A 23,190-nucleotide genomic window follows, 5' to 3' on the forward strand; every position below is an offset into this window, starting at 1 on the left:
TTGCATCGGATCGGCTGCTCGGGGCTTTTGTTTGCCGCGTTTTGCGAGCCGCCGGGTGGTTCCACCCGGCTCGAAAACGCTCTAGCCGCCGCGATAGGCGCGGAACCAGTCGACAAAGGCGGGGATGCCCTGATCGAGCGCCGTGCGGGGGCGATAGCCGAGATCGGCGGCAATCGCGCTCACATCGGCAAAAGTGTCCTTCACGTCGCCGGGCTGCATCGGCTTTTCCTCGCGGATCGCCGGGCGGCCGCAGGCCTGTTCGATCAGGTCGATCAGCCGGGTCAGCGGCTCGGACCGGCTGTTGCCGATATTGTAGAGGCGGTGCGGGGCGACGCTGCCGCCGGCCTTGGGCTGGCCGTCATCGGGCGGCGGCGCATCGAGACAGGCGACCACCCCGTCGATGATATCGTCGATGAAGGTGAAATCGCGGCGCATGTCGCCATGGTTGAACACGCTGATCGGCCGACCGCTGAGGATCGCGTCGGTGAACAGCCAGGGGGCCATGTCCGGCCGGCCCCAGGGGCCATAGACGGTGAAGAAACGCAGGCCGGTGAGCGGGATGCGGTAGAGATGGGCGTAGGTCTCGCTCATCAGCTCGTCGGCCTTTTTGGTCGCGGCATAGAGCGACACCGGATGGTCGACCCGGTCCTCGACGCGGAACGGCAGCTGGGTGTTGCCGCCATAGACGGACGAGGACGAGGCATAGACCATCGGCACCCGGCGTTCGCGCGCCACTTCGAGCATGTTCAGATGCCCGACCAGATTGGCCTGGGCATAGGCGCGGGGGTTTTCGATCGAATAGCGGACGCCCGCCTGCGCGCCGAGATGGGCGATACGCGCGAAATCGAGCCCGGCCAGCGCGGTGCCGAGCGCATCATGATCGGCGAAATCGCAGCGGATCAGCCGGAAGCGCGCCCCGTGCCGCCGCGCCAGTTCGGCGGCGCGATCTTCCTTCAGCTGCGGCAGATAATAGGGCACGAAGCTGTCGATGCCGATCACGGTTTCGCCGGCCGCCATCAGCCGGTCGGCCAGGTGAAAGCCGATAAAGCCGGCAGCACCGGTCACCAATGTCGTCATCATTCACCCCCGATGGGCGGCCCGGGCAAGCCGGTCGCGGATGGCAAGGCCCAGGCCTTTGGCCGGCACGGGCGCGACGGCGATGCGCGCCCGGTCCGATTCGTCGGCCTGGTGGAGCAGGTCGAATAGCCGGGCGGCGGCTTCGACAAGGTTACCATCGGCGCTGAGCGTCGCATCGCCGGCCACGGCGCCGAAGCCGATCAGATATTCATCCGGCAGCGCGGTTTCGGCATCGAGGCGCAGCGGCTTGTGCGGGGCATAATGGCTGCTCAGCTGGCCGGGGGCTTCGACCGCCGCCGGTCCGTCGGGCACCACCGCCGACAGCTCATCCGCGCCGATCGGGCCGGGGCGCAGCAGCCGGGTGCAACCGTCCGCAACCTTGACGATCGTCGATTCAAGCCCCGCTGCCGTCGCCCCGGCGTCGAGGATCAGCGGGATCCGCCCCGCCAGCGTCTTCATGACATGGGCGGCGCGCGTCGGGCTGATCGTCCCGCTCAGATTGGCCGATGGCGCGGCGAGCGGGCGGCCGACCGCCGCGATCAGCGCGCGCATCGCCGGATGCGCGGGCATGCGCAGCGCCACCGTCGGCAGACCGGCGGTGACGATGGCGGGCAGGGTGCCGCGATGCGGCAGCACGAGGGTGAGCGGCCCCGGCCAGTAGCGCGCGGCGAGTGCGCGCGCGGCGGCGTCGAACTGCGCCAGTTCCTCCGCCATCCCCATGTCGGCGACATGGACGATCAGCGGGTTGAACGCGGGCCGCCCCTTGGCCGCGTAGATGCCGGCGACCGCAGCTGCATCGGTCGCGTCGGCGGCGAGGCCGTAGACCGTCTCGGTCGGCACGGCGACGCACGCACCTGCGCGGATCAGGGCGGCGGCTTCGGCGATGCCGGCGGCATCCGCCGGGATGATGCGGGTGTTTGAGCGGCTCACCGCCCCGCGCTATAGCCTTGCCGAGCCATTCTCAAGGAGCCCCATGACCTACACCCCGCCCGTTGCCGAACAGCGTTTCGTGCTCGATCATGTCGTGCGCATCCAGGAACTGGCCGCGCACCCCGGCTTTGCCGATGCGACCCCCGATACGGTGGATGCGATCTTGGAAGGCGCCGGTGCCTTTGCGGCGGGCGAATATGCGCCGCTCAACCGCATCGGCGATACCGTCGGCGCGCGCTGGCGGGACGGCGTGGTGACGATGCCCGAAGGCTATCGGGCCGCCTATCGCGCCTTTGTCGACAGCGGCTGGGGATCGATCAACGGGCCGGTGGCCTTTGGCGGTCAGGGCCTGCCCTATGCGCTGGCGACCGTGGTGATGGAGGATCTGGGCACGGCCAATATGGGCTTTTCGCTCATCAACATGCTGACCCCGGGCGCGATCGAGGCGCTGGTCGCGCATGGCTCGCCCGAACAACAGGCGACCTGGCTGCCGAAGCTGATCAGCGGCGAATGGAACGGCACGATGAACCTGACCGAGCCGCAGGCCGGGTCCGATGTCGGCGCGCTGCGCACCAGCGCGACCCCGGCGGGCGATGGCAGCTGGCGCATCAAGGGGCAGAAAATCTACATCACCTTTGGCGAGCATGACCTGACGGACAATATCGTCCATCTCGTCCTTGCCCGCACCCCCGGCGCGCCGGCGGGCACCAAGGGGATTTCGCTGTTCCTCGTCCCCAAATACCGGCTGAATGCCGATGGCACGCCCGGTGCGTTCAACGATGTGCGCTGCGTGTCGATCGAGCACAAGCTGGGCATCAATGCCTCGCCCACCTGCACGCTCAGCTTTGGCGACAATGACGATTGCCATGGCTGGCTGATCGGCGCGGAAATGGCCGGCATGCGCGCGATGTTCACGATGATGAACAATGCGCGGCTGAATGTCGGCCTGCAGGGCGTGCAGATCGCCGAGCGCGCGACCCAGCAGGCGCTGGGCTATGCGCGCGACCGGGTTCAGCTCGGCCAGCCGATCATCGAACATCCCGATGTGCGCCGGATGCTCGTGCGCATGCGCGCGCTGACCCAGGCGGCGCGCGCGCTCGTCTATTACGCGGCCGGCCAGGCCGACCGCGCCCATCTGGGCGACGATGCGGCGCGCGCCCGGCTCGACCTGCTGACCCCGCTCGCCAAGACCTGGGGCACCGATATCGGCTGCGAGGTCGCCTCGCTCGGCGTCCAGATCCATGGCGGCATGGGCTTTGTCGAGGAAACCGGCGCTGCCCAGCATTACCGCGATATCCGCATCGCCCCGATCTATGAGGGGACCAACGGCATCCAGGCGGCCGATCTGGTCAACCGCAAGCTGCCGATGGCGGGGGGCGAGGTGTTCGCGTCACTGGTCGCCGACATCCGCGCCGAGGCGGGGGACGAGGCCGGGCTGATGGCGCTTGTCGACGGCATCGAATCGGTCGCGCGCTGGATGCTGGGCAACGAGGCGTCGGTCGAAGACCGGCTTGCCGGCTCCTATCCGCTGACCACCATGTTGTCGGTCGCGACCGCCGGCTGGCTGATGGCGCGGCAGGCGCGGATCGCCGCGACCGAGGCGAGCGATCCCGGCTTTGCCGCGCTGAAGCAGGTCGCGGCGCGCTATTTCCTCGATCATGTCGTGCCCGAGGCGGCAGGGCTGGAGGCGGCGGCGCGCGGCGGCGCGGCGCTGTTCTACCAGCTCGATGCGGAAACGCTCGCCGCCTGACGGGGCCGGTGGGCAGGGTGTTCCCCGGGGGCGTTGCCTCCGGGGGCGCCGCTCCGGATCAGGTCTGGATGAACCAGCGCTCCGCGCCCTCAAGGCCGAGCGCGGTCAGCCGGCCGGACTGGTAGGCGCCGGTGTCGATGCCGATGCGGTTGGGCTGCTGATCGACATCGTCGGTGATGCTGTGGCCATGCACGACCACATGGCCGTGATCGCCGCGATAATCGAGGAAGTCGCCGCGGATCCAGCGCAGGTCGCCGCCCTGCTGCGCGTCAAGCGGCACGCGCGGGCGGATGCCGGCATGGACGAACAGATAATCGCCAGCGACGATCCGGTCTTCAAAGCCGCGCATGAAATCGGCATGGGCCGCCGGCACGATCTCCGCCAGCCGCGCGGCCAGCTCTTCGAAATCGAGCGCGTTATATTCGTCCTCGCTCAGGCCATAGCTGAGGATGGTCGCGCGTCCGCCGATCCGCACGAAGAAGCGCAGCGCCTCGGCCGAACCGGTCAGCGCCTTCAAAAACACTTCCTCGTGATTGCCCATCAGCACCCGGACCTTGCGGCCGCTGCCCGCAAGCGCGCGGACCCGTTCGACCACCCCGGCCGAATCCGGGCCGCGATCGACCAGATCACCGAGGAAGATCAGCTGGCTGTCGGCGGCCCCGCGTGCGCGGTCGTCGGCGTCGATGCGGAACAGCAGATCATCGAGCAGGTCGAGCCGGCCATGCACATCGCCGATCGCATAGATGCGCTGGCCGGCGGGGATGGCGGCGGGGGGCGGTGTAGGGGCGCGTCGGAAAAGACCAAGGACCATGATGTCGTCGTTCTCGCCAAATCCGCAGATTTTCGGGGCCGCCATGAGGCGGTATGGCGCTGCCCTATAGCCGATCCGGTGCTGAACGCCAGATGACGCGGAAGCCCTGAACGGGCCGGACCGGGCTTCAGGCGCGGGCGAACAGTTCCGCCGGGTCGATGCGCAGCCGCTCGATCACGCCGCGGATGCGGGGCCATTGCTGGTCGATAAAGGCGCGGCGTTCGCTTTCGAGCAGACGCTCGGTCGCGCCTTCGGCCACGAACATGCCGACGCCGCGGCGGACGACCACCAGCCCTTCTTCCTGGAACAGCTGATAGGCCTTGGCGACGGTCAGCGGGTTGGCCCCCTGTTCGGCGGCAAAGGCGCGGACCGAGGGCAGCATGTCGCCGTCGCCATAGCGCCCTTCAAGGATCGCATCGGCGATCCGGTCGCGGAGCTGGAGATAGACGGGCCGCTCGCTGCTGCTCATATGTGCATCACTGCCCTAACACAGTGCGCCACGTCAAGTCCGGTCACGGCCAGTGACGGACAATATCGTGGTAAACCGGGCGCGGCCGTTCCTCGAGCGGCTGGCCGGGCGAGCCGATGAAGACGAAGCCGGCGATCCGGTCGCCCTCGCGCCCGCCAAGCGCGGCGCACACCTTGTCATCAAATGCCGCCCAGCCGGTCAGCCAGCCGGCGACGAACCCGTGCGCGGTCGCGGCGGTGACCAGGTTCATGCAGGCCGCGCCCGCCGACAGCTGCTGTTCCCAGAGCGGGATCTTGCTCGGCTGCACGGGGGTGGACAGCACGGTGACCAGCGTCGGCGCGTGCCGGGCGAACTGGTCGATGGCGGCGACGTCGCTGCCGCCAGCCGCGGCATCGCCTCGCTGCGCGCGGAACGCATCCTGCAGCAGGGCAGCGAACGCGGCGCGGTCGTCGATCACGACGAACCGCCACGGCGCCAGCTTGCCATGATCGGGCACGCGCATCGCCGCCGACAGAATGGCGTGCAGCTGCCCGGCATCGGGCCCGGGGGCGATCATGTCGCGCGGCTTGCCCGAGCGGCGGGTGGCAAGCAGCGATTGCGGGGAGGACAGGTCGTTGAAGCTCATGCCCTGCCGCTAACAGCTGGGCTGGCGGCGGGCAATCGCGCGGCTATGCTTGGGCGATGTGGCTTGTGCTTCTTCTCGCCCTGACCGCCGCCGGTCCGGAGGCCGCCGATCCGGCGGGGCTGCGCGCGCTGATCGCCGAGGATGTGCGTGTCGCGCGGATCGGCGACCGGCTGGCGCGGGCCGGGCCGTGCACGGCGACGCTCAGCAGCCCCGGGCTGATCGTGCAGGACATCGTCCAATATGCGCCCGACCTGCGCGCGCCCGCCCGGGCGGCGCTCGGCCTTGGCGATCTGCCGACCATTGTCGCGGTGCTCGACGGCAGCGCCGCCGCCGTCGCCGGCCTCAGGCCCGGCGACATGCTCGTCGCGATCGACGGTGCAGCGGTGCCGCCGGCCGACAAGGCGCGCGGTTTCGACCGCATGGCCGGGGTGGAGGCGCAGATCGAGGCCGCACTGGCGCGCGGCACGCTCAATCTTGGCCTCATCCGCGACGGTGCGGCACTCACCGTTCGCATTGGGGCCACGCCGGGGTGCCGGACGCGGTTCCAGCTTCAGCCGGGCGGGCGGCTCAACGCCTCGGCCGACGGGGTTTATGTGCAGGTGTCGGGGGCGCTTGCCGAGTTTGCCGCGACCGATGACGAGCTGGCGCTGATCATCGCGCATGAGCTGGCGCACAATCTGCTCGGCCACAAGGCGCGGCTCGACGCCGCGGGCGTGTCGCGCGGGCTGTTCGCGGGGCTGGGCAAGGGCGCGTCGCGGGTGCGCGCGACCGAGGAGGAAGCCGATCGCTGGGCGCTCTACCTGATGGCGCGCGCCGGTTTCGACATCGCCGCCGCGCCCGCTTTCTGGGAAAGGTTCGGCCGCCGCGCCGATCCCGGCATATTTTCCGACGGCACGCATGACGGCTGGCGCACCCGCGTCGCCAAGGCCGAGGCCGAGATTGCGCGCATCCGCGCGCTTCAGGCGGCTGGCGCGCCGATCCTGCCCTGAACCCCGCCGGGCGGGCGGTGAACAAGTTAGCGCTTCACAGCGCGCGTTTCGACGCTAGGGTCGCGTGTCACAGAGCCGCGTCAGGCGGTCGAAAGAGACTATCCAGGGAGCAGTTTCAAACATGGTCAATGTCAATGCCGGCGCGTCGGGCGCGCCGGAGGCGGCAGGCGGCGCGGAATGGTTCGGCCATCCCCGGCAGCTGGCGCGGCTGTTCACCACCGAGATGTGGGAGCGTTTCGGCTATTACGGGATGCGGGCGCTGCTCGCGCTTTATCTCACCAAGCATTTCCTGTTCAGCGACCAGACGACCGGCGGGCTTTATGGCGGCTTCACGGCGCTGGTCTATCTGACCCCGCTGATCGGCGGGCTGCTCGCTGACCGCTATCTGGGCGCGAAGAAATCGGTGAAGTTCGGGGCCATCCTGATGGCGCTCGGCTATTTCATCCTGTGCTTCGGCGGCGAGACCGCCAAGCCCCATGCGCTGATCGACGGGCAGCGTTACGAGGTGCAGACCGAGAATGTCGTCGACCGCCCGACGAGCGGCAATGACGAGCGCCGCTATGTCATCGATGGCGCCGACCGGCTGCTGATCAAGGGCAATGACGATGGCAGCGTCGCGCTGCTGCGGGCCGACGGGTCGGTTGCGCGCACCATCGCCAAGGGCGGTTTTGAAAGCGCGGCCGACCGCGACACGACCTTCGTGCTGCTGATGCTGCTCGGCCTGTCGATGGTCACCGTCGGCAACGGCTTCTTCAAGCCCAACATCTCGACCATCGTGGGCGAGCTTTACGCCCAGGGCGACCGGCGGCGCGATGCCGGCTTCACCATTTTCTACATGGGCATCAACCTCGGCTCGCTGTTTTCGCAGCTGCTCTGCCCGCTGCTCGCCGACACCGTCGGCTGGTGGGCGGGCTTTGGTCTCGCGGCGATCGGGATGCTCGCGTCGTGGAGCCTGATCCAGTTCGATGGCGGCCGCCTGTCCGGCTATGGCGAAACGCCGGCGACCGACGGCCCGGACCGGACGATGCTGATTTATCTGGGCGCGATTGCCGCGGTGCCGGTGTCGCTGTTCCTGTTCTGGAACCTGATGGGCGCGCCCCGGCCCGAACCGGGTGCGGGGATCATCGGCTATCTGATGTCGCTGCCGCTGATGGGCAAGCTGCTGTTCGGCACCTTTCTCGTGTCGGTGCCGGGCATCCTGATCTGGGCGGCGCGCGCGGGCAGCCGGGCGGAGTTCCAGATGATGCTGGCGGCGATGACGCTGATCGTGTTCAACGTCGTGTTCTGGACTTTGTTCGAACAGGCCGGTTCGTCGCTGACCCTGTTTGCCGACCGCAACACCGATCTGTCGATCTTCGGCCTGTTCAGCATCTCCGCCGGCCAGACCCAGTTCTTCAACGCGTTCTTCATCGTCGCGCTCGCGCCGGTGTTCAGCCTGTTGTGGAACGCGCTGGCAAAGCGCGGGATCGAACCGACCATCCCGATCAAGTTTGCCATCGCACTGATGGGCGTGGGCGCGGGCTTCCTGTTCCTGGTCTGGGGCGCGCAGTTTGCCGGGCCTGATTTCAAGGTCGCGATCTGGTGGCTGGCCGGGCTCTATTTCATCCATTCGGCGGCCGAGCTGTGCATTTCGCCGGTCGGCCTGTCGATGATCACCAAGCTGTCCATCGCCCGCATCGTCGGGCTGATGATGGGCGTGTGGTTCCTGTCGATCTCGGTTGCGCAATATGTCGCCGGCATCGTCGCCCAGGTGGCGAGCGTCGAGACGGTCGGCGGGCAGGTGACCAATCTCAAGGTCAGCCTCGAAACCTATGCAGGCGTGTTTTCGACCATCGGCATCGCGTCGATGGCGATTGGCGTGGTGTTGCTCGTCTTCTCACCGATCATCAGGAAGTGGATGCATGGTGTTCAATAAACTCGCCACGGCCAGCCTTGTCGCGCTGACCCTTGCCGGCTGCGCGACCGCGTCGGCAAAGCCCGCCCCGGCGACCGCCAAGGCCGCGCCGTTCAAGATCAATCCGGATCCTTTCCCGTCGACCTACAAGCCCTATCCGGGCGTGGCGACCGTGGTGACCAACGTCACCATTTTCGATGGCGAGGGCGGGCGGATCGAACGCGGCCAGGCGCTGTTTGCCGGCGGCAAGATCGTTGCCGTCGGCCAGACGGTCGATGCGCCAGCGGGCGCCATGGTCATCGACGGCACCGGCAAATGGCTGACGCCGGGCGTGATCGACATTCACAGCCATCTGGGCGACTATCCGTCGCCCGGCGTTCAGGCGCATTCGGACGGCAATGAAGCGACCGGCCCGGTGCGTGCCGAGGTGTGGGCCGAACACAGCGTGTGGCCGCAGGATCCGGGCTTTTCGCGCGCGCTTGCCAATGGCGGCGTCACCACGCTCCAGATCCTGCCGGGATCGGCCAATCTGTTCGGCGGCCGTTCGGTCACGCTCAAGAACGTGCCGTCGCGCACGATGCAGGGCATGAAGTTTCCGGGCGCGCCCTATGGCCTTAAAATGGCGTGCGGGGAAAATCCCAAGCGCGTCTATGGCTCGCGCAACCAGATGCCGGCGACGCGCATGGGCAATGTCGCGGTCGACCGCCAGACCTGGGCGCGGGCGCAGGAATATAAGCGGCGCTGGGACAAATATGAAAAGGAAGGCGGTGAGCCGCCGGCCCGCGACATCGCGATGGACACGCTGCGCGGCGTGCTGTCGGGCGAGATCCTCGTCCACAATCACTGCTACCGCGCCGACGAAATGGCCATCGTGATCGATATGGCCAAGGAGTTCGGCTACACGGTCTCGACCTTCCATCACGCGGTCGAAAGCTACAAGATCGCCGATCTGCTGCGCGACAATGGCATTTGTTCGGCGCTGTGGGCCGATTGGTGGGGCTTCAAGATGGAAGCCTATGACGCGATCAACGAGAATCTGCCGCTCGTCCACCGCGCAGGTGCGTGCGCGATCACCCATTCGGACGATGCGAACGGCATTCAGCGGCTCAATCAGGAAACCGCCAAGGCGATCGCCAATGGCCGCCGGATCGGCATCGACATTCCCGACGAGGTCGCCTGGACCTGGCTGGCGATCAACCCGGCGCGGGCGATGGGCATTGCCGACCGCACCGGCAGCCTCAAGCCCGGCAAGATGGCCGATCTGGTGCTGTGGAACGGCCATCCGTTCAGCGTCTATACGCGGCCGGAAAAAGTGTGGATCGACGGGGCGCTGCTTTATGACGCGCTCGATCCCAAACGCCGTCCGGTGAGCGATTTCGAGCTGGGCCAGCCCGGTGAGGGAGACACGAAATGAAGGCGCTGCTGATGCTGGGGGCGGCGCTGGCCGCTGCGGTCCCCGCCGGGGCCGAGACGATCGCGATTGTCGGCGGGCGCGTGGCGCTGGGCGACGGATCGGCACCGATCGACACGGGTACTGTCATCCTGCGCGACGGGCGCATCGTTGCTGCAGGTGCCGCGGTCGCGGTGCCGGCGGGGGCGCGGGTGATCGACGCCAGGGGCAAATGGGTGGCGCCGGGCTTTGTCGCCGGCTTCACCCGCCTTGGCCTGGTCGAGGTCGATGCGGTCGATGACACCAACGACACCGCCGCGCGCGGTTCGCCCTATTCGGCGGCAATCGACATCGAGCCGGGCATCAACCCGCGCGTGTCGGCGATCGCGGTTAGCCGCGCGGGCGGCGTGACCCGTGCGGTCGTTGCGCCTGAAACCGCGAACGAGATCTTTGCCGGTCAGGGCGCGGTGATCGACACCGGCGACGATATGGACGCGGTGACGGTGCCGCGCGCGTTCCAGTTCGTCGAACTGGGAGAGGCGGGCGCGCGCGAGGCCGGGGGCAGCCGTCCGGCGGCGATCCTCGAGTTCCGCACCAAGCTGCGCGCGGCGCAGGCCTATGCCCGCAATCCGGCCGGCTATGGCGGCGACAGCAAGGATGCGCTGCTGCCGGCGGCCGATGCCGCCGCTCTGGTGGCGGTGGTCGACGGGCGCGTGCCGCTGCTCGTCCATGTCGAAAGCGCGTCCGACATCCTGACCGTGCTGCGCCTGAAGCGCGAGTTCGCCGCGCTGCGCCTCGTGCTCGTCGGCGCGTCCGAAGGCTGGATGGTCGCGCGCGAGATCGCGGCGGCGCGGGTGCCGGTGCTGGCCTCGGCGCTCAACGATCTGCCGGCATCGTTCGAGATGCTGGCCGCTACCCAGTCCAATATCGGCCGTCTGCGCGCGGCCGGCGTCACGGTCGGGATCGGCATGATCGACGACAATGAGGCGCGGCAGGCACGTTATGTCGCCCAATATGCCGGCAATCTGGTCGCGCTGTCGCGCATTCCGGGCGCGGGCGGGATGAGCTGGGGCGATGCGCTGGCCGCGATCACCTCCGCTCCCGCAGAGGCGCTGGGGCTGGGCGGCGAGATCGGCTCGCTGCGTCCGGGCCGGCGCGCCGACGTGGTGCTGTGGAGCGGCGACCCGCTTGAGCTGCAGAGCAAGGCGGAGCGGGTGTGGATCGACGGCGTCGAGCAGCCGCTCGGCACCCGCCAGACGCGGCTGCGCGACCGCTATCTGCAGCCGCAGGAGGGCGATCTGCCCAAGGCCTATCAGCGCTGAGGTGCGGCGGGCCGGATAGTCGGGAACGAACGGGGCGAAAACGAACGGGGAGGGGCGGATGAACGGGTTGGGCCTGGTCTGGCTTGGCGTGGGTGGTTTTGTCGGCACCCATCTGCTCCTGTCGCATCCGCTGCGCGCGCCGCTTGTCACCCGGCTGGGCGAAAAGGGCTTTCAGGGCCTGTATTCGCTGGTCGCCTTTGCGACCTTCGGGCTGATGGTCTGGGCGCTGAAACGCATCGGGCCGGAGGCGCTTTTGTGGTCGCCGCCCGGCTGGGCATGGCCGGTCGCAAGCGGGATCATGCTGGTTGCCAGCATCCTGCTTGCGGGATCGATGGTCGGCAATCCGGCGCTGCCGGGCATGCCGCACGATTCGTCGGGTCCGCGCGGCGTGCTGGCGATCACCCGCCATCCGATGATGTGGGGCTTTGCGCTATGGGCGCTGGTGCACGGCCTGATCTGGCCGCAGCCCTCGGTGCTGATCCTGACCGGGGGGATCGCACTGCTCGCGCTCACGGGTGCCGCCGGTCAGGATGCCAAGAAATCGCGGCTCCAGCCGGATTTCTGGCCTGGCTGGCGCGCGCGCACGGCCTTTGTACCCTTTACCGGGCCGGCACCGGCCAGCGCGATGTGGCCGGGCTGGCGGGTGCTGGCGGCAGGGGTGTTGCTGTGGCTCGCCGCCACATGGCTGCACCCGGTTGCGGGTGCCCCGACCGTCGGCATCTGGGCAACGGCCGGGGACGCGGCAGCGGTTACAGCCTGACCATCCGCAGCCCGCGCTCGCCATAGCGCGGCCCCGCCGCCGCGCCGGGCGGCACGGCAGCCGATAGATCGGCCAGATCCGCGCTGCTCAGCACCAGATCGGCCGCCGCCACGCTGTCGCGCATCGTTTCGCGCCGCTTGACGCCCGGGATCGGCACGATGTGTTCCCCCTGCGCGATCAGCCAGGCGAGCGCGACCTGGGCCAGGCTTGCGCCCACCCGTTCGGCGACCGCGCCGATCGCATCGACGATGCGCAGATTGGCCGGCAGATTCTCGTCCGAATAGCGCGGATCATTGTGCCGCCAGTCGCCCGCCGGCAGGTCCGCGCGGCTGCGGATCTGGCCGGTCAGGAAACCGCGCCCGAGCGGCGAATAGGGCACGAAGCCGATGCCGAGTTCGGCGCAGGTGGCGAGGATGTCGTTTTCGACATCGCGTTCCCACAGCGAATATTCGCTTTGCAGCGCGGTGACCGGATGCACCGCCGCCGCGCGCCTGAGCGTCGCCGGCCCGGCTTCCGACAGGCCGACATGGCGGATCTTGCCGGCGCGGACGAGGTCGGCCAGCGCGCCCATCACCTCTTCGATCGGCACCGCCGGGTCGACGCGGTGCTGGTAATAAAGATCGATCGTGTCGATGCCGAGCCGCTTCAGCGATCCGTCGACCGCGCGGGCGATGTTGGCCGGGCTCGAATCGACGCCGGTGATCTGGCCGCCGTCGAACCGGAATCCGAATTTGGTCGCGATCACCAGCCGGTCGCGCCGGCCCCGGATCGCCTCGCCGACCAGCTCCTCATTCTGGAACGGCCCGTAAATCTCGGCCGTGTCGAGGAAGGTCACGCCCAGATCGATCGCTTCATGGATGGTGCGTATCGCCTCGCCGGGATCGGCCGGGCCGCCATAATTGATGTTGCCGTCGCGGATCATCGGCATGCAGCCGAGCCCGATGGCCGAGACTTCCAGGCCCTGACCCAGGGTGCGATATTTCACTGGCCTCTCCTTCGCGCTAGGGGTCTTGCCACATTCATGAGACGGACGGGCATGGCGCGCAAATTTTTCGGCACGGATGGCATTCGCGGTCGGGTGAACACCGACCGGATGACGGCGGCAATGGCGATGCGGGTGGGGATGGCGGCGGGCGCGCATTTCCTGCGCGGCGACCATATCCACCGCGTGGTCATCGGCAAGGATACCCGCCTGTCGGGCTATATGATCGAACCGGCGCTGGTCGCGGGCTTTACCAGCGTGGGGATGGATGTGGTGCTGGTCGGGCCGATGCCGACACCGGCGGTGGCGATGCTCACCCGGTCGATGCGCGCCGATCTGGGCGTGATGATTTCAGCGAGCCACAATCCTTTTGCCGACAATGGCATCAAGCTGTTCGGCCCCGATGGCTACAAGCTGTCCGATGATGACGAACTGGCGATCGAGGCGCTGCTCGACGCCGAACCCCTGCTCGCCGCCGCCGAGCGGACCGGGCGGGCGCGGCGTGTGGACGATGCGCAGGGGCGCTATATCCATGCGGTCAAATCAAGCTTTCCGGAGGGGCTGCGGCTGGACGGGCTGAAGGTCGCGCTCGATTGCGCGAACGGCGCTGCCTACAAGGTCGCCCCCGCCGCGCTGTGGGAGCTGGGGGCCGAGGTCGTGCCGCTAGGCGTACAGCCCAATGGCACCAACATCAACCAGGCCTGCGGGTCCACCGCGCCACAGACGCTGCAGGAAACCGTGGTCGCCAGCGGCGCGCATATCGGCCTGGCGCTCGACGGCGATGCCGACCGGCTGATCGTCGTCGACGAGGCCGGGCGGATCATCGATGGCGACCAGCTGATGGCGCTGATCGCGACCAGCTGGGCGCGGGCCGGCAAGCTGCGCGGCGGCGGGCTGGTCGCGACGGTGATGTCCAATCTCGGCCTGGAACGCCGGCTGGCGGCGGCCGGGCTGACGCTGGAACGCACCAAGGTCGGCGACCGCTATGTGCTCGAGAGGATGCGCGCCGGCGGGTTCAATGTCGGCGGCGAACAGTCCGGCCATATCATCCTGTCGGATCATGCGACGACCGGCGACGGGCTGGGCGCGGGGCTGCAGGTGCTCGCTGAACTGGTCCAGTCCGGCCGCCCGGCAAGCGAGCTGCTGCGCCAGTTCGACCCGGTGCCGCAGCTTTTGAAGAATGTCCGCTTCGGTGGCGGGCGGCCCCTCGACGATGCCCGCGTCAAGGCAGCGATCGGCGCGGCGGAGGCCGAGCTGGAAGGCAAGGGCCGGCTGGTGATCCGCCCGTCGGGCACCGAGCCGCTCATCCGCGTGATGGCCGAGGGCGATGACGCCGATCAGGTCGCGCGCGTCGTCGACAGCATCTGCGCAGCCGTGGCGGAGGTTGCCTGATGCTGGCCATGCGCCCCGATTGCGAGCGCTGCGGCACCGATCTGCCGGCCGATGCGCCGGGCGCGTTCATCTGCTCGTTCGAGTGCACCTTCTGCGCCGAATGCGCGGACGCGCTCGACGAGCATTGCCCGAATTGCGGCGGCGAGCTGCTCGACCGGCCGACCCGCACCGGCGCGGCGCTCGCCCGCCACCCCGCCGACACCGCGCGTCGGTTCCCCGGGTGATCCCGCGCATCCTGATCATTGCCGGGTCGGATTCGGGCGGCGGCGCGGGCATTCAGGCCGATATCCGCACGGTGACGATGCTGGGCGCGCATCCGATGACCGCGGTCACCGCGATCACCGCGCAGAATACGCGCGGCGTCGATGCGGTGATGCCGGTGCCGCCGGAGATGATCGTCGCGCAGATCGATGCGGTCGCCGGCGATATCGGTGTCGATGCGGTCAAGATCGGCATGATCGGTTCGGCCGAGGCGGCGGATGCCGTTGCCGCGCGGCTGGCCGGAATGGCGGTTCCCGTGATCCTTGATCCGGTAATGGTCGCCACCAGCGGCGCCCGGCTTGCCGATGCGGCGACGGTTGCCGCACTGTCCCGGCTGATGACGCTGGCGACGGTGGTGACGCCCAATCTGCCCGAACTGGCGGCGCTGGGCGGGGAGGCGGCGGTGCTGTCCCATGGCTGCCTGCTCGCGGCCAAGGGCGGGCATGGCGAAGGCGACATGATTATCGACCGGCTGATCGGCCCGGACGGCGAGATTGTGCGGGTGGAAGCCCCCCGGATCGACACGCGCCACAGCCATGGCACCGGCTGCACCTTTGCCGCGGCGCTCGCGACCGGGCTGGGGGCGGGAATGGGGCCCAAGGACGCCTTTGCCCGCGCGGTCGCGTTCGTCCGCGCGGCCCTGGCCGCAGCGCCGGGGCTGGGGCATGGCCATGGGCCTGTGGGCCACGCGCTGGGCGTGGTGCCGTTCGATCTGGTCGGGCGCTGAGCCGGTGCCGGACAGGTCACACGAACAGGGCTGCCCCGCGCCCGTGGCCGGGGTTGACGAGGCCGGGCGCGGGCCGCTGGCCGGGCCGGTGGTCGCTGCCGCGGTCATCCTGCCCGATCATGGCCTGCCGGACGGGATCGACGATTCCAAGCGGCTGACTGCGGCGCGCCGTGCCGCGCTGGCCGACGCCATTCGCGGCTGTGCCCAGGTCGGGCTGGGGGTGGCCGAGGTCGAGGAGATCGACCGGCTGAACATTCTGGCCGCCACCATGCTCGCCATGACCCGCGCCGTCGATGCGCTCGGCATGCAGCCGGCATTCGTGCTTGTCGACGGCAACAGGCTGCCGCGCTGGGACAGGCCGGCGCGGGCGCTGGTCGGCGGGGACCGGCTGAGCCTGTCGATCGCCGCCGCCTCGATCATCGCCAAGCATGAACGCGACCAGATGATGATCGCCGCCGACCGGCTTTACCCCGGCTACGGCTTTGCCGCGCACAAGGGCTATGGCTCGGCGGTGCACATGGCGGCGCTGCGCAGCCTTGGCCCGACCCCGCTGCACCGCACCAGCTTTGCGCCGGTGGCCGCAGCTTTGCGGGCCGGGCGGGCAGGGGAAGCGGTGGCATCCGGCTGACCGTCGGCTTTTTTTCAGCGGTCGATATTCTTGGCGGGCCTGAGTCTTTTGGGTCACACCACAAGCCGTTGAGTCCCGCGATGAACGCCGGACTCAATCGGTTGTGGCCATGGCCCGATGCGGCCGGGCCGGCGGTTCCGTTCCCGCCCTGTTCCCGGTTGACCGCCGAGTCGCGGTGACTCATGCCGGTGTCAACACCGGATGCAGGAACATTTTATGGGCGTTTTGACGAAGATCGAACGGCGCGGTCGCGCGCGCACGCAAGCGGCTGAAAGCGCCGCGTCGGCGCTGCCGCTCGACCAGATCCTGATGGACGACTGCATCGCGGCGATGCGCGCGCTGCCGGCGCGCAGCGTCGACATGATCTTCGCCGATCCGCCCTACAACCTCCAGCTTGGCGGCGACCTCTACCGGCCCGAGGGCGGCCGGGTGGACGCCGTCACCAATGACTGGGACCGGTTCGACACCTTCGAGGCCTATGACCGCTTCACCCGCGCCTGGCTGGCCGAGGCGCGGCGCATCCTCAAGGACAATGGCACGATCTGGGTGATCGGCAGCTATCACAACATCTTCCGCGTCGGCGCGGCGATCCAGGATGCGGGCTATTGGATCCTCAACGACATCATCTGGCGCAAGGCCAATCCGATGCCCAACTTCAAGGGCACGCGCTTCACCAACGCCCATGAAACGCTGATCTGGGCGTCGAAGAGCGAGGATGCGCGCTACACCTTCAACTACCGGGCGATGAAGACGCTCAATGACGAGCTGCAGATGCGCTCCGACTGGCTGCTGCCGATCTGCGCCGGCCAGGAACGGCTGAAGCGCGGCGGCACCAAGGCGCATCCGACGCAGAAGCCCGAAGCGCTGCTTTACCGCGTGCTGCTCGCCTGCACCAAGCCGGGCGATGTGGTGCTCGATCCGTTTTTCGGCACCGGCACCACCGGCGCGGTCGCCAAGCGGCTCGGCCGGCGCTGGATCGGCATCGAACGCGAGGCCGATTATGTCGAGGTGGCGCGCGAACGCATCGCCGCTGCCCTGCCGCTCGATGAATCGGCGCTGCGCACGATGCAGTCGCCCGCCGCCGCGCCGCGCGTCGCGTTCGGGCTGCTGGTTGAAACCGGCATGATCCGCCCCGGCACCGTGCTGACCGACGCCAGGCGCCGGTTCCGCGCCACCGTGGGGCGGACGGATCGCTGATGAGCGACGGGGGCAGCGGATCGATCCACCGGCTGGGGGCGATCCTTCAGGGGGCGCCGTCCTGCAACGGCTGGACCTTCTGGCATTATGAGGATGGCGACGGGCTGAAACCCATCGACGCGCTGCGCCAGACCCATCTGCTCGCCACCCAGCCCTGAGCTGCCGTGTGACGGCCAGCCATTATCTGCGCCCGACCGGGTTCGTCGACACGCCGGTCGGGTTTGACGGGCAGGTCGCCCGGCTGGCCGGCGGGCTGGTGTGGCACAGCGCCTATGAGCTGACGGTCGTCGAGGACGGGCGCATCGCATCCCGCCGGCTGGTGCCGGTTGCCGAGGCCGATACGCTGCCCGATGCCGTGCAGCCGGTGCGCGCCGCGCTGGCCGCGCCGCGCCCGCCGCTGCTGCTTGGCGAACGCACGATCCGGTTCGATCAGCCCCAGGTGGCGGCGATCCTCAATGTCACGCCCGACAGTTTTTCCGATGGCGGCGCCCATGCCGGCGATCCCGAAGCGGCGGCGTCGGCCGGCGTCATGGCGGCGGCAGCGGGCGCGGCCATTGTCGATGTCGGCGGTGAATCGACCCGGCCGGGCGCGGAGCCGGTCTGGGAAGGGGACGAGATTGCCCGCGTTGTGCCGGTGATCGAGCTGCTCGCCCGGGCCGGGGTTGCCGTTTCGGTCGACACGCGCAACGGCGCGGTGATGGCGGCGGCGCTTCATGCCGGGGCGGTGATCGTGAACGATGTGTCCGCACTGCTCGGCGACGACCGTGCGCTTGGGACCGTGATCGGCGCGGGCTGCCCGGTCGTGCTGATGCATGCCGGCGATCCGCGCGATCTGCACCACCGCGCGCTCGGCCCCCATCCGCTGTTCGATGTGTTCGACTGGCTGGCGGCGCGGGTGGCGGCGGTCGAGGCGGCGGGCATTCCAAAGGCGCGGATCATGGTCGATCCCGGTATCGGCTTTGGCAAGACGCTTGCCGACAATCTCGCGATCCTGAACGGGCTGGCGCTGCTGCACGGCATTGGCTGCCCGCTGTTCCTGGGCGCGAGCCGCAAGCGGATGATCGGTGCGCTGTCGAACGAAGCCCCGGCCGACCAGCGGCTGGGCGGTTCGGTTGCGCTGGCGCTGAAGGGCGTGGAGCAGGGCGCGCAGATCATCCGGGCGCATGACGTCGCCGAAACGGTGCAGGCGCTGCGCGTGTGGCGCGGCCTGCGCGATCAGGCCCTGAGCGCGGTGTTCTGAACGCGGATTTCTGAACGCGGTATTCTGGGCGCCGTCTTCTGGGCGCGGATCAGGCGGCAGCGTCTCCGATGCCGAGTTCGCCGAGCTTGCGATACAGTGTCGACCGGCCGATCCCCAGCCGCCGGGCGACTTCGGTCATCCGCCCGCGATAATGGCCGATGGCAAGGCGGATCACATCGGCCTCGATCGCTTCCAGATTGCGGATATGGCCATCCGGTTCGAACAGGGTGACGCCGATCCCGCCCTGCGGCGCGAACGCCTGGGGCAGGCCGTCCATCGTGTGCAGCGCGATCTGCGGGAAATCGGCTGAGGTCAGCGCATCGCCGTCACACAGCACGGCGGCGCGGAACAGCGCGTTCTGCAGCTGGCGGACATTGCCCGGCCAGTCATAGGCCATCAGCAGCGCCAGCGCCTCGTCGGTGATGCCCAGGCTCCGCATCCCCGGCTGGCCGGCGATCCGCGTCAGCATGTGGCGGGCAAGCGCGGGGATGTCGCCCTTGCGCTCGCGCAGCGGCGGGATCGTCACCTGCACGACGTTCAGCCGGTAATAGAGATCCTCGCGGAACCGCCCCGCCGCGACCTCATCGACCAGCTTCTTGTTGGTCGCCGCGATCACGCGCACATCGACATCGCGGGTCACCCGCGCGCCGATCGGCTGGATTTCGCCCGATTGCAGGACGCGCAGCAGCTTGACCTGCGCATCGAGCGGCAGCTCCCCGACCTCGTCGAGGAACAGGGTGCCGCCATCGGCTTCCTGAAACCGGCCGATCTTTTTTTCAAACGCCCCGGTGAACGCGCCGCGTTCATGGCCGAACAGTTCGGATTCGACCAGGTTGGCGGGGATCGCCCCGCAATTGACGGCGACCAGCGCCTTTTTCGCCCGCGGGCTGGCGGCGTGGATCGCCTCTGCGACCACCTCCTTGCCGACGCCGCTTTCGCCTTCGACCAGCACCGGCACGCGCGCCCGTGCCGCCTTGGCGGCAATCGCCAGCGCGGCGCGGAATTGCGGCGCGGAGCCGACAATCTCGTCAAAGCCGAGGGTGACATTGATCTTTTCAGTCAGCGGGCGCAGCTCGCCGACATTGGCGCGGCTGGCGGTTGCGGCATCGAGCGCGGCGAGCAGCCGGTCCGGCGCGATCGGCTTGATCAGATAATCGCTCGCCCCGCCGCGCATCGCCGCCACCGCCACGTCGATCGATCCATGCGCGGTCAGCAGCAGAATCGGCAGCGCCGGGCGGCGGGCATGGAGCGTCGCGATCAGATCGATGGTCTGTTCGCCGGGGCCATATTGGTCGATCAGCACGGCATCGAGCAGCATGCCGTCCTGCGTCGCCAGAATGTCGAGCGCAGCGGCCCCGTCGGCCGCGAACAAGGTACGCCAGCCCGCGCGGCCGGCAATGGCGCCGACGAGACGCCGCTGGGCCGGTTCGTCATCGACCAGCATCAGCATCCGTGTATCGCCTCGGGCCATTTGTTCCTCGTTTCTGCGTCAGAACTGTCCAGCCCTGATACAGTCGGCACCGTAAAGGGGGTGTTAAGCGCAGGCCAAAACGGGCCTTGCGGTGGCGCGGCCTTGCTGGCTAAGACCGGAGGACACGTGCAACGAAATGGAATGGCAATGGCGATCAACGGCGACATCCACGCGCAACAGAAAACCTATTCGGGCTTTATCGGCATGGTGAAGTGGGGATCGGTGCTGGTGGCGATCGTGACGGCCGTGGTCGTCGGCCTGGTGGCGGGCTGACGCCTTGACCCGGATCGCCGTCCTGAATGAGCATGCGGACGGCGAAAAGCGCGTCGCCGCAACCCCTGAAACCATCAAGAAGTTCATCGGCCTCGGCGCGGCAGTGATTGTCGAGTCCGGTGCCGGTGCCGGTGCCCAGATCGCCGATGCGGATTATGCCGCCGCCGGCGCGACGATTGCGTCGCGGAGCGAGGCGATTGCCGGGGCCGACATCCTGCTCGGCGTGCAGGGGCCGCCGCCCGACAGCCTGCAGGGCGTCAAGCCCGGCGCGCTGCTGGTTGCCGGCCTCAATCCGTTCGGGGAGCGCTCGCGGGTCGATCAATATGCCGCGCTGGGCGTCGAGGCGCTGGCGATGGAGTTCATGCCGCGCATCACCCGCGCCCAGTCGATGGACATCCTGTCGTCCCAGTCGAACCTGGCCGGATACAAGGCGGTGCTCGATGCCGCTGCCGAATATGGCCGCGCCTTTCCGATGATGATGACGGCGGCGGGCACGGTCTCTGCCGCCAAGCTGTTCGTCATGGGCGTGGGTGTCGCCGGCCTGCAGGCGATTGCGACCGGCCGCCGGCTGGGCGCGCAGGTTTCCGCCACCGATGTCCGCTCGGCCACCCGCGAACAGATCCTGTCGCTGGGCGCAAAGCCGATCTTCGTTGAAAATGTGAAGGGCATCGAGGGCGAAGGCTCGGGCGGCTACGCCACCGAAATGTCCGATGAATATAAGGCCGCGCAGGCGGAACTCGTGTCCGCGCACATCGCCAAGCAGGATATCGTCATCACCACCGCGCTGATCCCGGGCCGCCCCGCGCCCCGGCTGATCAGCGATGCGCAGGTCGCGTCGATGAAGCCGGGCAGTGTGATCGTCGATCTTGCGGTCGAGCAGGGCGGCAATGTCGAGGGCGCGGTTGCCGGCGAGGTGGTGGTGCGCCACGGCGTCAGGATCGTCGGCCACAGGAACGTGCCGAGCCGGCTTGCCGCCGACGCTTCGGCGCTGTTCGCGCGCAACCTGTTCAACTTTCTGTCGGCCTTCTGGGACAAGGAGGCGAAAGCCCCCGTGCTGCCCGACGAGGACGAGATCACCGAGGCCATCCGCCTGACGCGGGGCGGCCAGGTGGTGAATGCAAGGCTGTTGGGGTGACGGTGGCGGTGCTGGCGATGATGGCCGGTCCCCGTCCTGCCTTGCAGGTTTCTTCCTGTTCGCGTGCCGTCGCCTGGCGGCGCGCCTTTTCGAACAATCCGGCTGCGGAGCACGCCCGATGACCTTCATTTCGATCCTGTCGATCTTCGTGCTGGCCTGTTTCGTCGGCTATTATGTCGTCTGGTCGGTGACGCCGGCCCTGCACACGCCGCTGATGGCGGTGACGAACGCGATTTCATCGGTGATCGTGGTCGGCGCGCTGATCGCCAGCGCCGCCGGGGGCAGCGCGGTGTCGAAATGGCTGGGGCTGCTCGCCGTCGTGCTCGCGTCGGTCAACATCTTTGGCGGCTTTGCCGTCACCGAGCGGATGCTCGCCATGTACAAGAAGAAGGACCGGTAAGCGCCATGCATGAAGCCGCACCGGCCAACCCGCTCGTCGCGCTCGCCTATCTGATCGCGGGCATCTGTTTCATCCTCGCGCTGCGCGGGCTGTCCAGCCCATCGACCAGCCGGGCGGGTAACCGCTATGGCATGGCGGGCATGGCGCTCGCCGTGGGGACGACCCTGTGGCAGCATCATGGTGCCGGGCTGATCGAGATTGCCGGGGCGATCGGCATCGGCGCGGTGATCGGGATCGTGATGGCGCGGCGGATCGCGATGACCGCGATGCCGCAGCTTGTCGCCGCCTTCCATTCGCTGGTCGGCCTTGCCGCGGTGCTCGTCGCGGCGGCGGCGTTCCTCAATCCCGAGGCGTTCGGCATCACCGATGCGGCCGGGCGGATCCTGGCGGTCAGCCGGATCGAAATGGGCCTGGGTGTCGCCATCGGCGCGATCACATTTTCCGGGTCGGTGATCGCGTTCCTGAAGCTCAACGGCAACATGTCGGGCGCGCCGATCCTGCTGCCGGCGCGGCATCTGCTCAATCTTGGCATTGGCGGGGCGATCATCGGCCTGATCGTTGCATTCACGCTCAGCGAAGGCGCGGCGGCGGGCGGCGGGCAGCTGTTCTGGTGGATCACCGCGCTCGCGTTCGTGATCGGCTTTTTGCTCATCATCCCGATCGGCGGCGCGGACATGCCGGTCGTCGTCTCCATGCTCAACAGCTATTCGGGCTGGGCGGCGGCGGCGATGGGGTTCACGCTCGGTAACTCGGCGATGATCATCACCGGCGCGCTGGTCGGCAGCTCTGGCGCGATCCTCAGCTACATCATGTGCAAGGCGATGAACCGCAGCTTCATTTCGGTCATTGCCGGCGGCTTCGGTGCCGATGCCGGCGGTGGCGGTGCGGGCGCGGCCAAGACCGACCGGCCGTGGAAGCGCGGCTCGGCCGAGGATGCGGCGTTCCTGATGGGCGAGGCTGAAAGCGTGATCATCGTCCCCGGTTACGGCATGGCCGTCAGCCAGGCGCAGCACGCGCTGCGCGAGATGGGCGACAAGCTCAAGGAAAAGGGCGTGTCGGTCAAATATGCGATCCATCCGGTTGCCGGGCGCATGCCGGGTCATATGAACGTGCTGCTCGCCGAAGCGAACGTGCCCTATGACGAGGTGTTCGAGCTGGAGGACATCAACTCCGAATTCGCCCAGGCCGATGTCGCCTTCGTGATCGGCGCGAACGACGTCACCAACCCGGCGGCCAAGACCGACAAGACCTCGCCGATCTACGGCATGCCGGTGCTCGACGTCGAAAAGGCGAAGACCGTGCTGTTCGTGAAGCGCTCGATGGGCGGCGTCGGCTATGCCGGTGTCGACAATGAGGTTTTCTACCGCGACAACACGATGATGCTGCTCGCGGATGCCAAGAAAATGGTCGAGGAAATCGTCAAGTCACTCGACTGACGGCATTTCTGACGCGTCCCGAAACCGCATC

Annotated in this window: 22 protein-coding genes and 1 pseudogene; 16 read left to right on the top strand and 7 right to left on the bottom strand. The window is 68.4% G+C overall.

The genetic code is table 11. The features are described from left to right. Nucleotides 1-81: 81 nt before the first annotated feature. Entirely contained in the window at nt 82-1,077 is a 996-nt protein-coding gene (locus tag GVO57_RS10095) for a GDP-mannose 4,6-dehydratase (protein WP_160593950.1), read from the bottom strand. A 3-nt stretch (nt 1,078-1,080) separates the two neighbouring features. Then, nucleotides 1,081-2,007, bottom strand: a complete 927-nt coding sequence (locus GVO57_RS10100) for an L-threonylcarbamoyladenylate synthase (protein WP_160593035.1) — start codon at nt 2,005-2,007, stop codon at nt 1,081-1,083. A gap of 43 nt (nt 2,008-2,050) precedes the next feature. Between GVO57_RS10100 and GVO57_RS10105 the strand changes: the two genes are divergently transcribed. Continuing rightward, nucleotides 2,051-3,757, top strand: a complete 1,707-nt coding sequence (locus GVO57_RS10105; RefSeq protein ID WP_160593036.1) for an acyl-CoA dehydrogenase — start codon at nt 2,051-2,053, stop codon at nt 3,755-3,757. Nucleotides 3,758-3,815: 58 nt separating this feature from the next. Here the strand turns inward: GVO57_RS10105 and GVO57_RS10110 are convergent, their stop codons facing one another. The 3 genes from GVO57_RS10110 to GVO57_RS10120 form a co-directional block, all read right to left on the bottom strand. Next, nucleotides 3,816-4,568, bottom strand: coding sequence for a metallophosphoesterase (locus GVO57_RS10110; protein WP_160593037.1), 753 nt, complete (start codon nt 4,566-4,568; stop codon nt 3,816-3,818). A gap of 127 nt (nt 4,569-4,695) precedes the next feature. Continuing rightward, nucleotides 4,696-5,037, bottom strand: coding sequence for a GntR family transcriptional regulator (locus GVO57_RS10115; protein ID WP_160593038.1), 342 nt, complete (start codon nt 5,035-5,037; stop codon nt 4,696-4,698). Nucleotides 5,038-5,080: 43 nt separating this feature from the next. Next, complete coding sequence (locus tag GVO57_RS10120; RefSeq protein WP_160593039.1) at nt 5,081-5,662, bottom strand: nitroreductase family protein; 582 nt, start codon at nt 5,660-5,662, stop codon at nt 5,081-5,083. 56 nt (nt 5,663-5,718) lie between these two features. Between GVO57_RS10120 and GVO57_RS10125 the strand changes: the two genes are divergently transcribed. The 5 genes from GVO57_RS10125 (at nt 5,719) to GVO57_RS10145 (ending at nt 12,017) form a co-directional block, all read left to right on the top strand. Then, nucleotides 5,719-6,651 (top strand): M48 family metallopeptidase, encoded by a 933-nt coding sequence (locus GVO57_RS10125; RefSeq protein WP_160593040.1) that lies wholly within the window; start codon nt 5,719-5,721, stop codon nt 6,649-6,651. Between the two features lie 121 nt (nt 6,652-6,772). After that, the gene (locus GVO57_RS10130) at nt 6,773-8,566 is read left to right on the top strand and encodes a peptide MFS transporter (protein WP_160593041.1); all 1,794 of its coding nucleotides are present in this window, start codon (nt 6,773-6,775) and stop codon (nt 8,564-8,566) included. Next, the gene (locus tag GVO57_RS10135; protein WP_160593042.1) at nt 8,553-9,959 is read left to right on the top strand and encodes an amidohydrolase; all 1,407 of its coding nucleotides are present in this window, start codon (nt 8,553-8,555) and stop codon (nt 9,957-9,959) included. The genes GVO57_RS10130 and GVO57_RS10135 overlap by 14 nt, the downstream gene beginning before the upstream one ends. Beyond that, on the top strand, nt 9,956-11,257 hold the full coding sequence (locus tag GVO57_RS10140; protein WP_160593043.1) for an amidohydrolase family protein: 1,302 nt from the start codon (nt 9,956-9,958) through the stop codon (nt 11,255-11,257). Before GVO57_RS10135 ends, GVO57_RS10140 begins: the two co-directional genes overlap by 4 nt. A 58-nt stretch (nt 11,258-11,315) precedes the next feature. Further along, nucleotides 11,316-12,017 carry an NnrU family protein gene (locus tag GVO57_RS10145; RefSeq protein ID WP_160593044.1) on the top strand — a complete coding sequence of 234 codons (702 nt, stop codon included), beginning with the start codon at nt 11,316-11,318 and terminating at the stop codon, nt 12,015-12,017. Here GVO57_RS10145 and GVO57_RS10150 read toward each other — a convergent pair. Next, nucleotides 12,007-13,002, bottom strand: coding sequence for an aldo/keto reductase (locus GVO57_RS10150; protein ID WP_160593045.1), 996 nt, complete (start codon nt 13,000-13,002; stop codon nt 12,007-12,009). The two genes, GVO57_RS10145 and GVO57_RS10150, sit on opposite strands and share 11 nt — an antisense overlap. Before the next feature lie 51 nt (nt 13,003-13,053). Between GVO57_RS10150 and glmM the strand changes: the two genes are divergently transcribed. From glmM to folP, 6 genes and pseudogenes are all read left to right on the top strand, one after another. After that, on the top strand, nt 13,054-14,391 hold the full coding sequence (gene glmM, locus GVO57_RS10155) for a phosphoglucosamine mutase (protein WP_160593046.1): 1,338 nt from the start codon (nt 13,054-13,056) through the stop codon (nt 14,389-14,391). Continuing rightward, nucleotides 14,391-14,615 (top strand): DUF1272 domain-containing protein, encoded by a 225-nt coding sequence (locus tag GVO57_RS10160; RefSeq protein ID WP_160593047.1) that lies wholly within the window; start codon nt 14,391-14,393, stop codon nt 14,613-14,615. Before glmM ends, GVO57_RS10160 begins: the two co-directional genes overlap by 1 nt. Beyond that, a complete protein-coding gene (gene thiD, locus GVO57_RS10165) occupies nt 14,612-15,379 on the top strand; it encodes a bifunctional hydroxymethylpyrimidine kinase/phosphomethylpyrimidine kinase (protein WP_201752754.1) in 768 nt (255 codons plus the stop codon). Before GVO57_RS10160 ends, thiD begins: the two co-directional genes overlap by 4 nt. Continuing rightward, on the top strand, nt 15,324-16,007 hold the full coding sequence (locus GVO57_RS10170; RefSeq protein ID WP_160593049.1) for a ribonuclease HII: 684 nt from the start codon (nt 15,324-15,326) through the stop codon (nt 16,005-16,007). Before thiD ends, GVO57_RS10170 begins: the two co-directional genes overlap by 56 nt. Nucleotides 16,008-16,223: 216 nt before the next feature. Further along, nucleotides 16,224-17,362: pseudogene (locus tag GVO57_RS10175) on the top strand (DNA methyltransferase). 8 nt (nt 17,363-17,370) lie between these two features. Continuing rightward, a complete protein-coding gene (folP, locus tag GVO57_RS10180; protein WP_160593050.1) occupies nt 17,371-18,444 on the top strand; it encodes a dihydropteroate synthase in 1,074 nt (357 codons plus the stop codon). A gap of 49 nt (nt 18,445-18,493) precedes the next feature. On the opposite strand, the gene GVO57_RS10185 is transcribed toward folP, so the two are convergent. Continuing rightward, nucleotides 18,494-19,915, bottom strand: a complete 1,422-nt coding sequence (locus GVO57_RS10185) for a sigma-54-dependent transcriptional regulator (protein ID WP_160593051.1) — start codon at nt 19,913-19,915, stop codon at nt 18,494-18,496. Nucleotides 19,916-20,062: 147 nt separating this feature from the next. On the opposite strand from GVO57_RS10185, the gene GVO57_RS10190 reads away from it, so the two are divergent. The 4 genes from GVO57_RS10190 (at nt 20,063) to GVO57_RS10205 (ending at nt 23,159) form a co-directional block, all read left to right on the top strand. Then, complete coding sequence (locus GVO57_RS10190) at nt 20,063-20,188, top strand: aa3-type cytochrome c oxidase subunit IV (protein WP_160593052.1); 126 nt, start codon at nt 20,063-20,065, stop codon at nt 20,186-20,188. Between the two features lie 4 nt (nt 20,189-20,192). After that, the gene (locus GVO57_RS10195; RefSeq protein WP_160593053.1) at nt 20,193-21,323 is read left to right on the top strand and encodes an NAD(P) transhydrogenase subunit alpha; all 1,131 of its coding nucleotides are present in this window, start codon (nt 20,193-20,195) and stop codon (nt 21,321-21,323) included. A gap of 118 nt (nt 21,324-21,441) precedes the next feature. Continuing rightward, complete coding sequence (locus tag GVO57_RS10200; RefSeq protein WP_160593054.1) at nt 21,442-21,723, top strand: proton-translocating transhydrogenase family protein; 282 nt, start codon at nt 21,442-21,444, stop codon at nt 21,721-21,723. 5 nt (nt 21,724-21,728) lie between these two features. Continuing rightward, complete coding sequence (locus GVO57_RS10205) at nt 21,729-23,159, top strand: NAD(P)(+) transhydrogenase (Re/Si-specific) subunit beta (protein WP_160593055.1); 1,431 nt, start codon at nt 21,729-21,731, stop codon at nt 23,157-23,159. Nucleotides 23,160-23,190: the final 31 nt, after the last annotated feature.

Origin of the sequence: Sphingomonas changnyeongensis (assembly GCF_009913435.1) — a bacterium.
GTDB classification, from domain to species: domain Bacteria; phylum Pseudomonadota; class Alphaproteobacteria; order Sphingomonadales; family Sphingomonadaceae; genus Sphingomonas_B; species Sphingomonas_B changnyeongensis.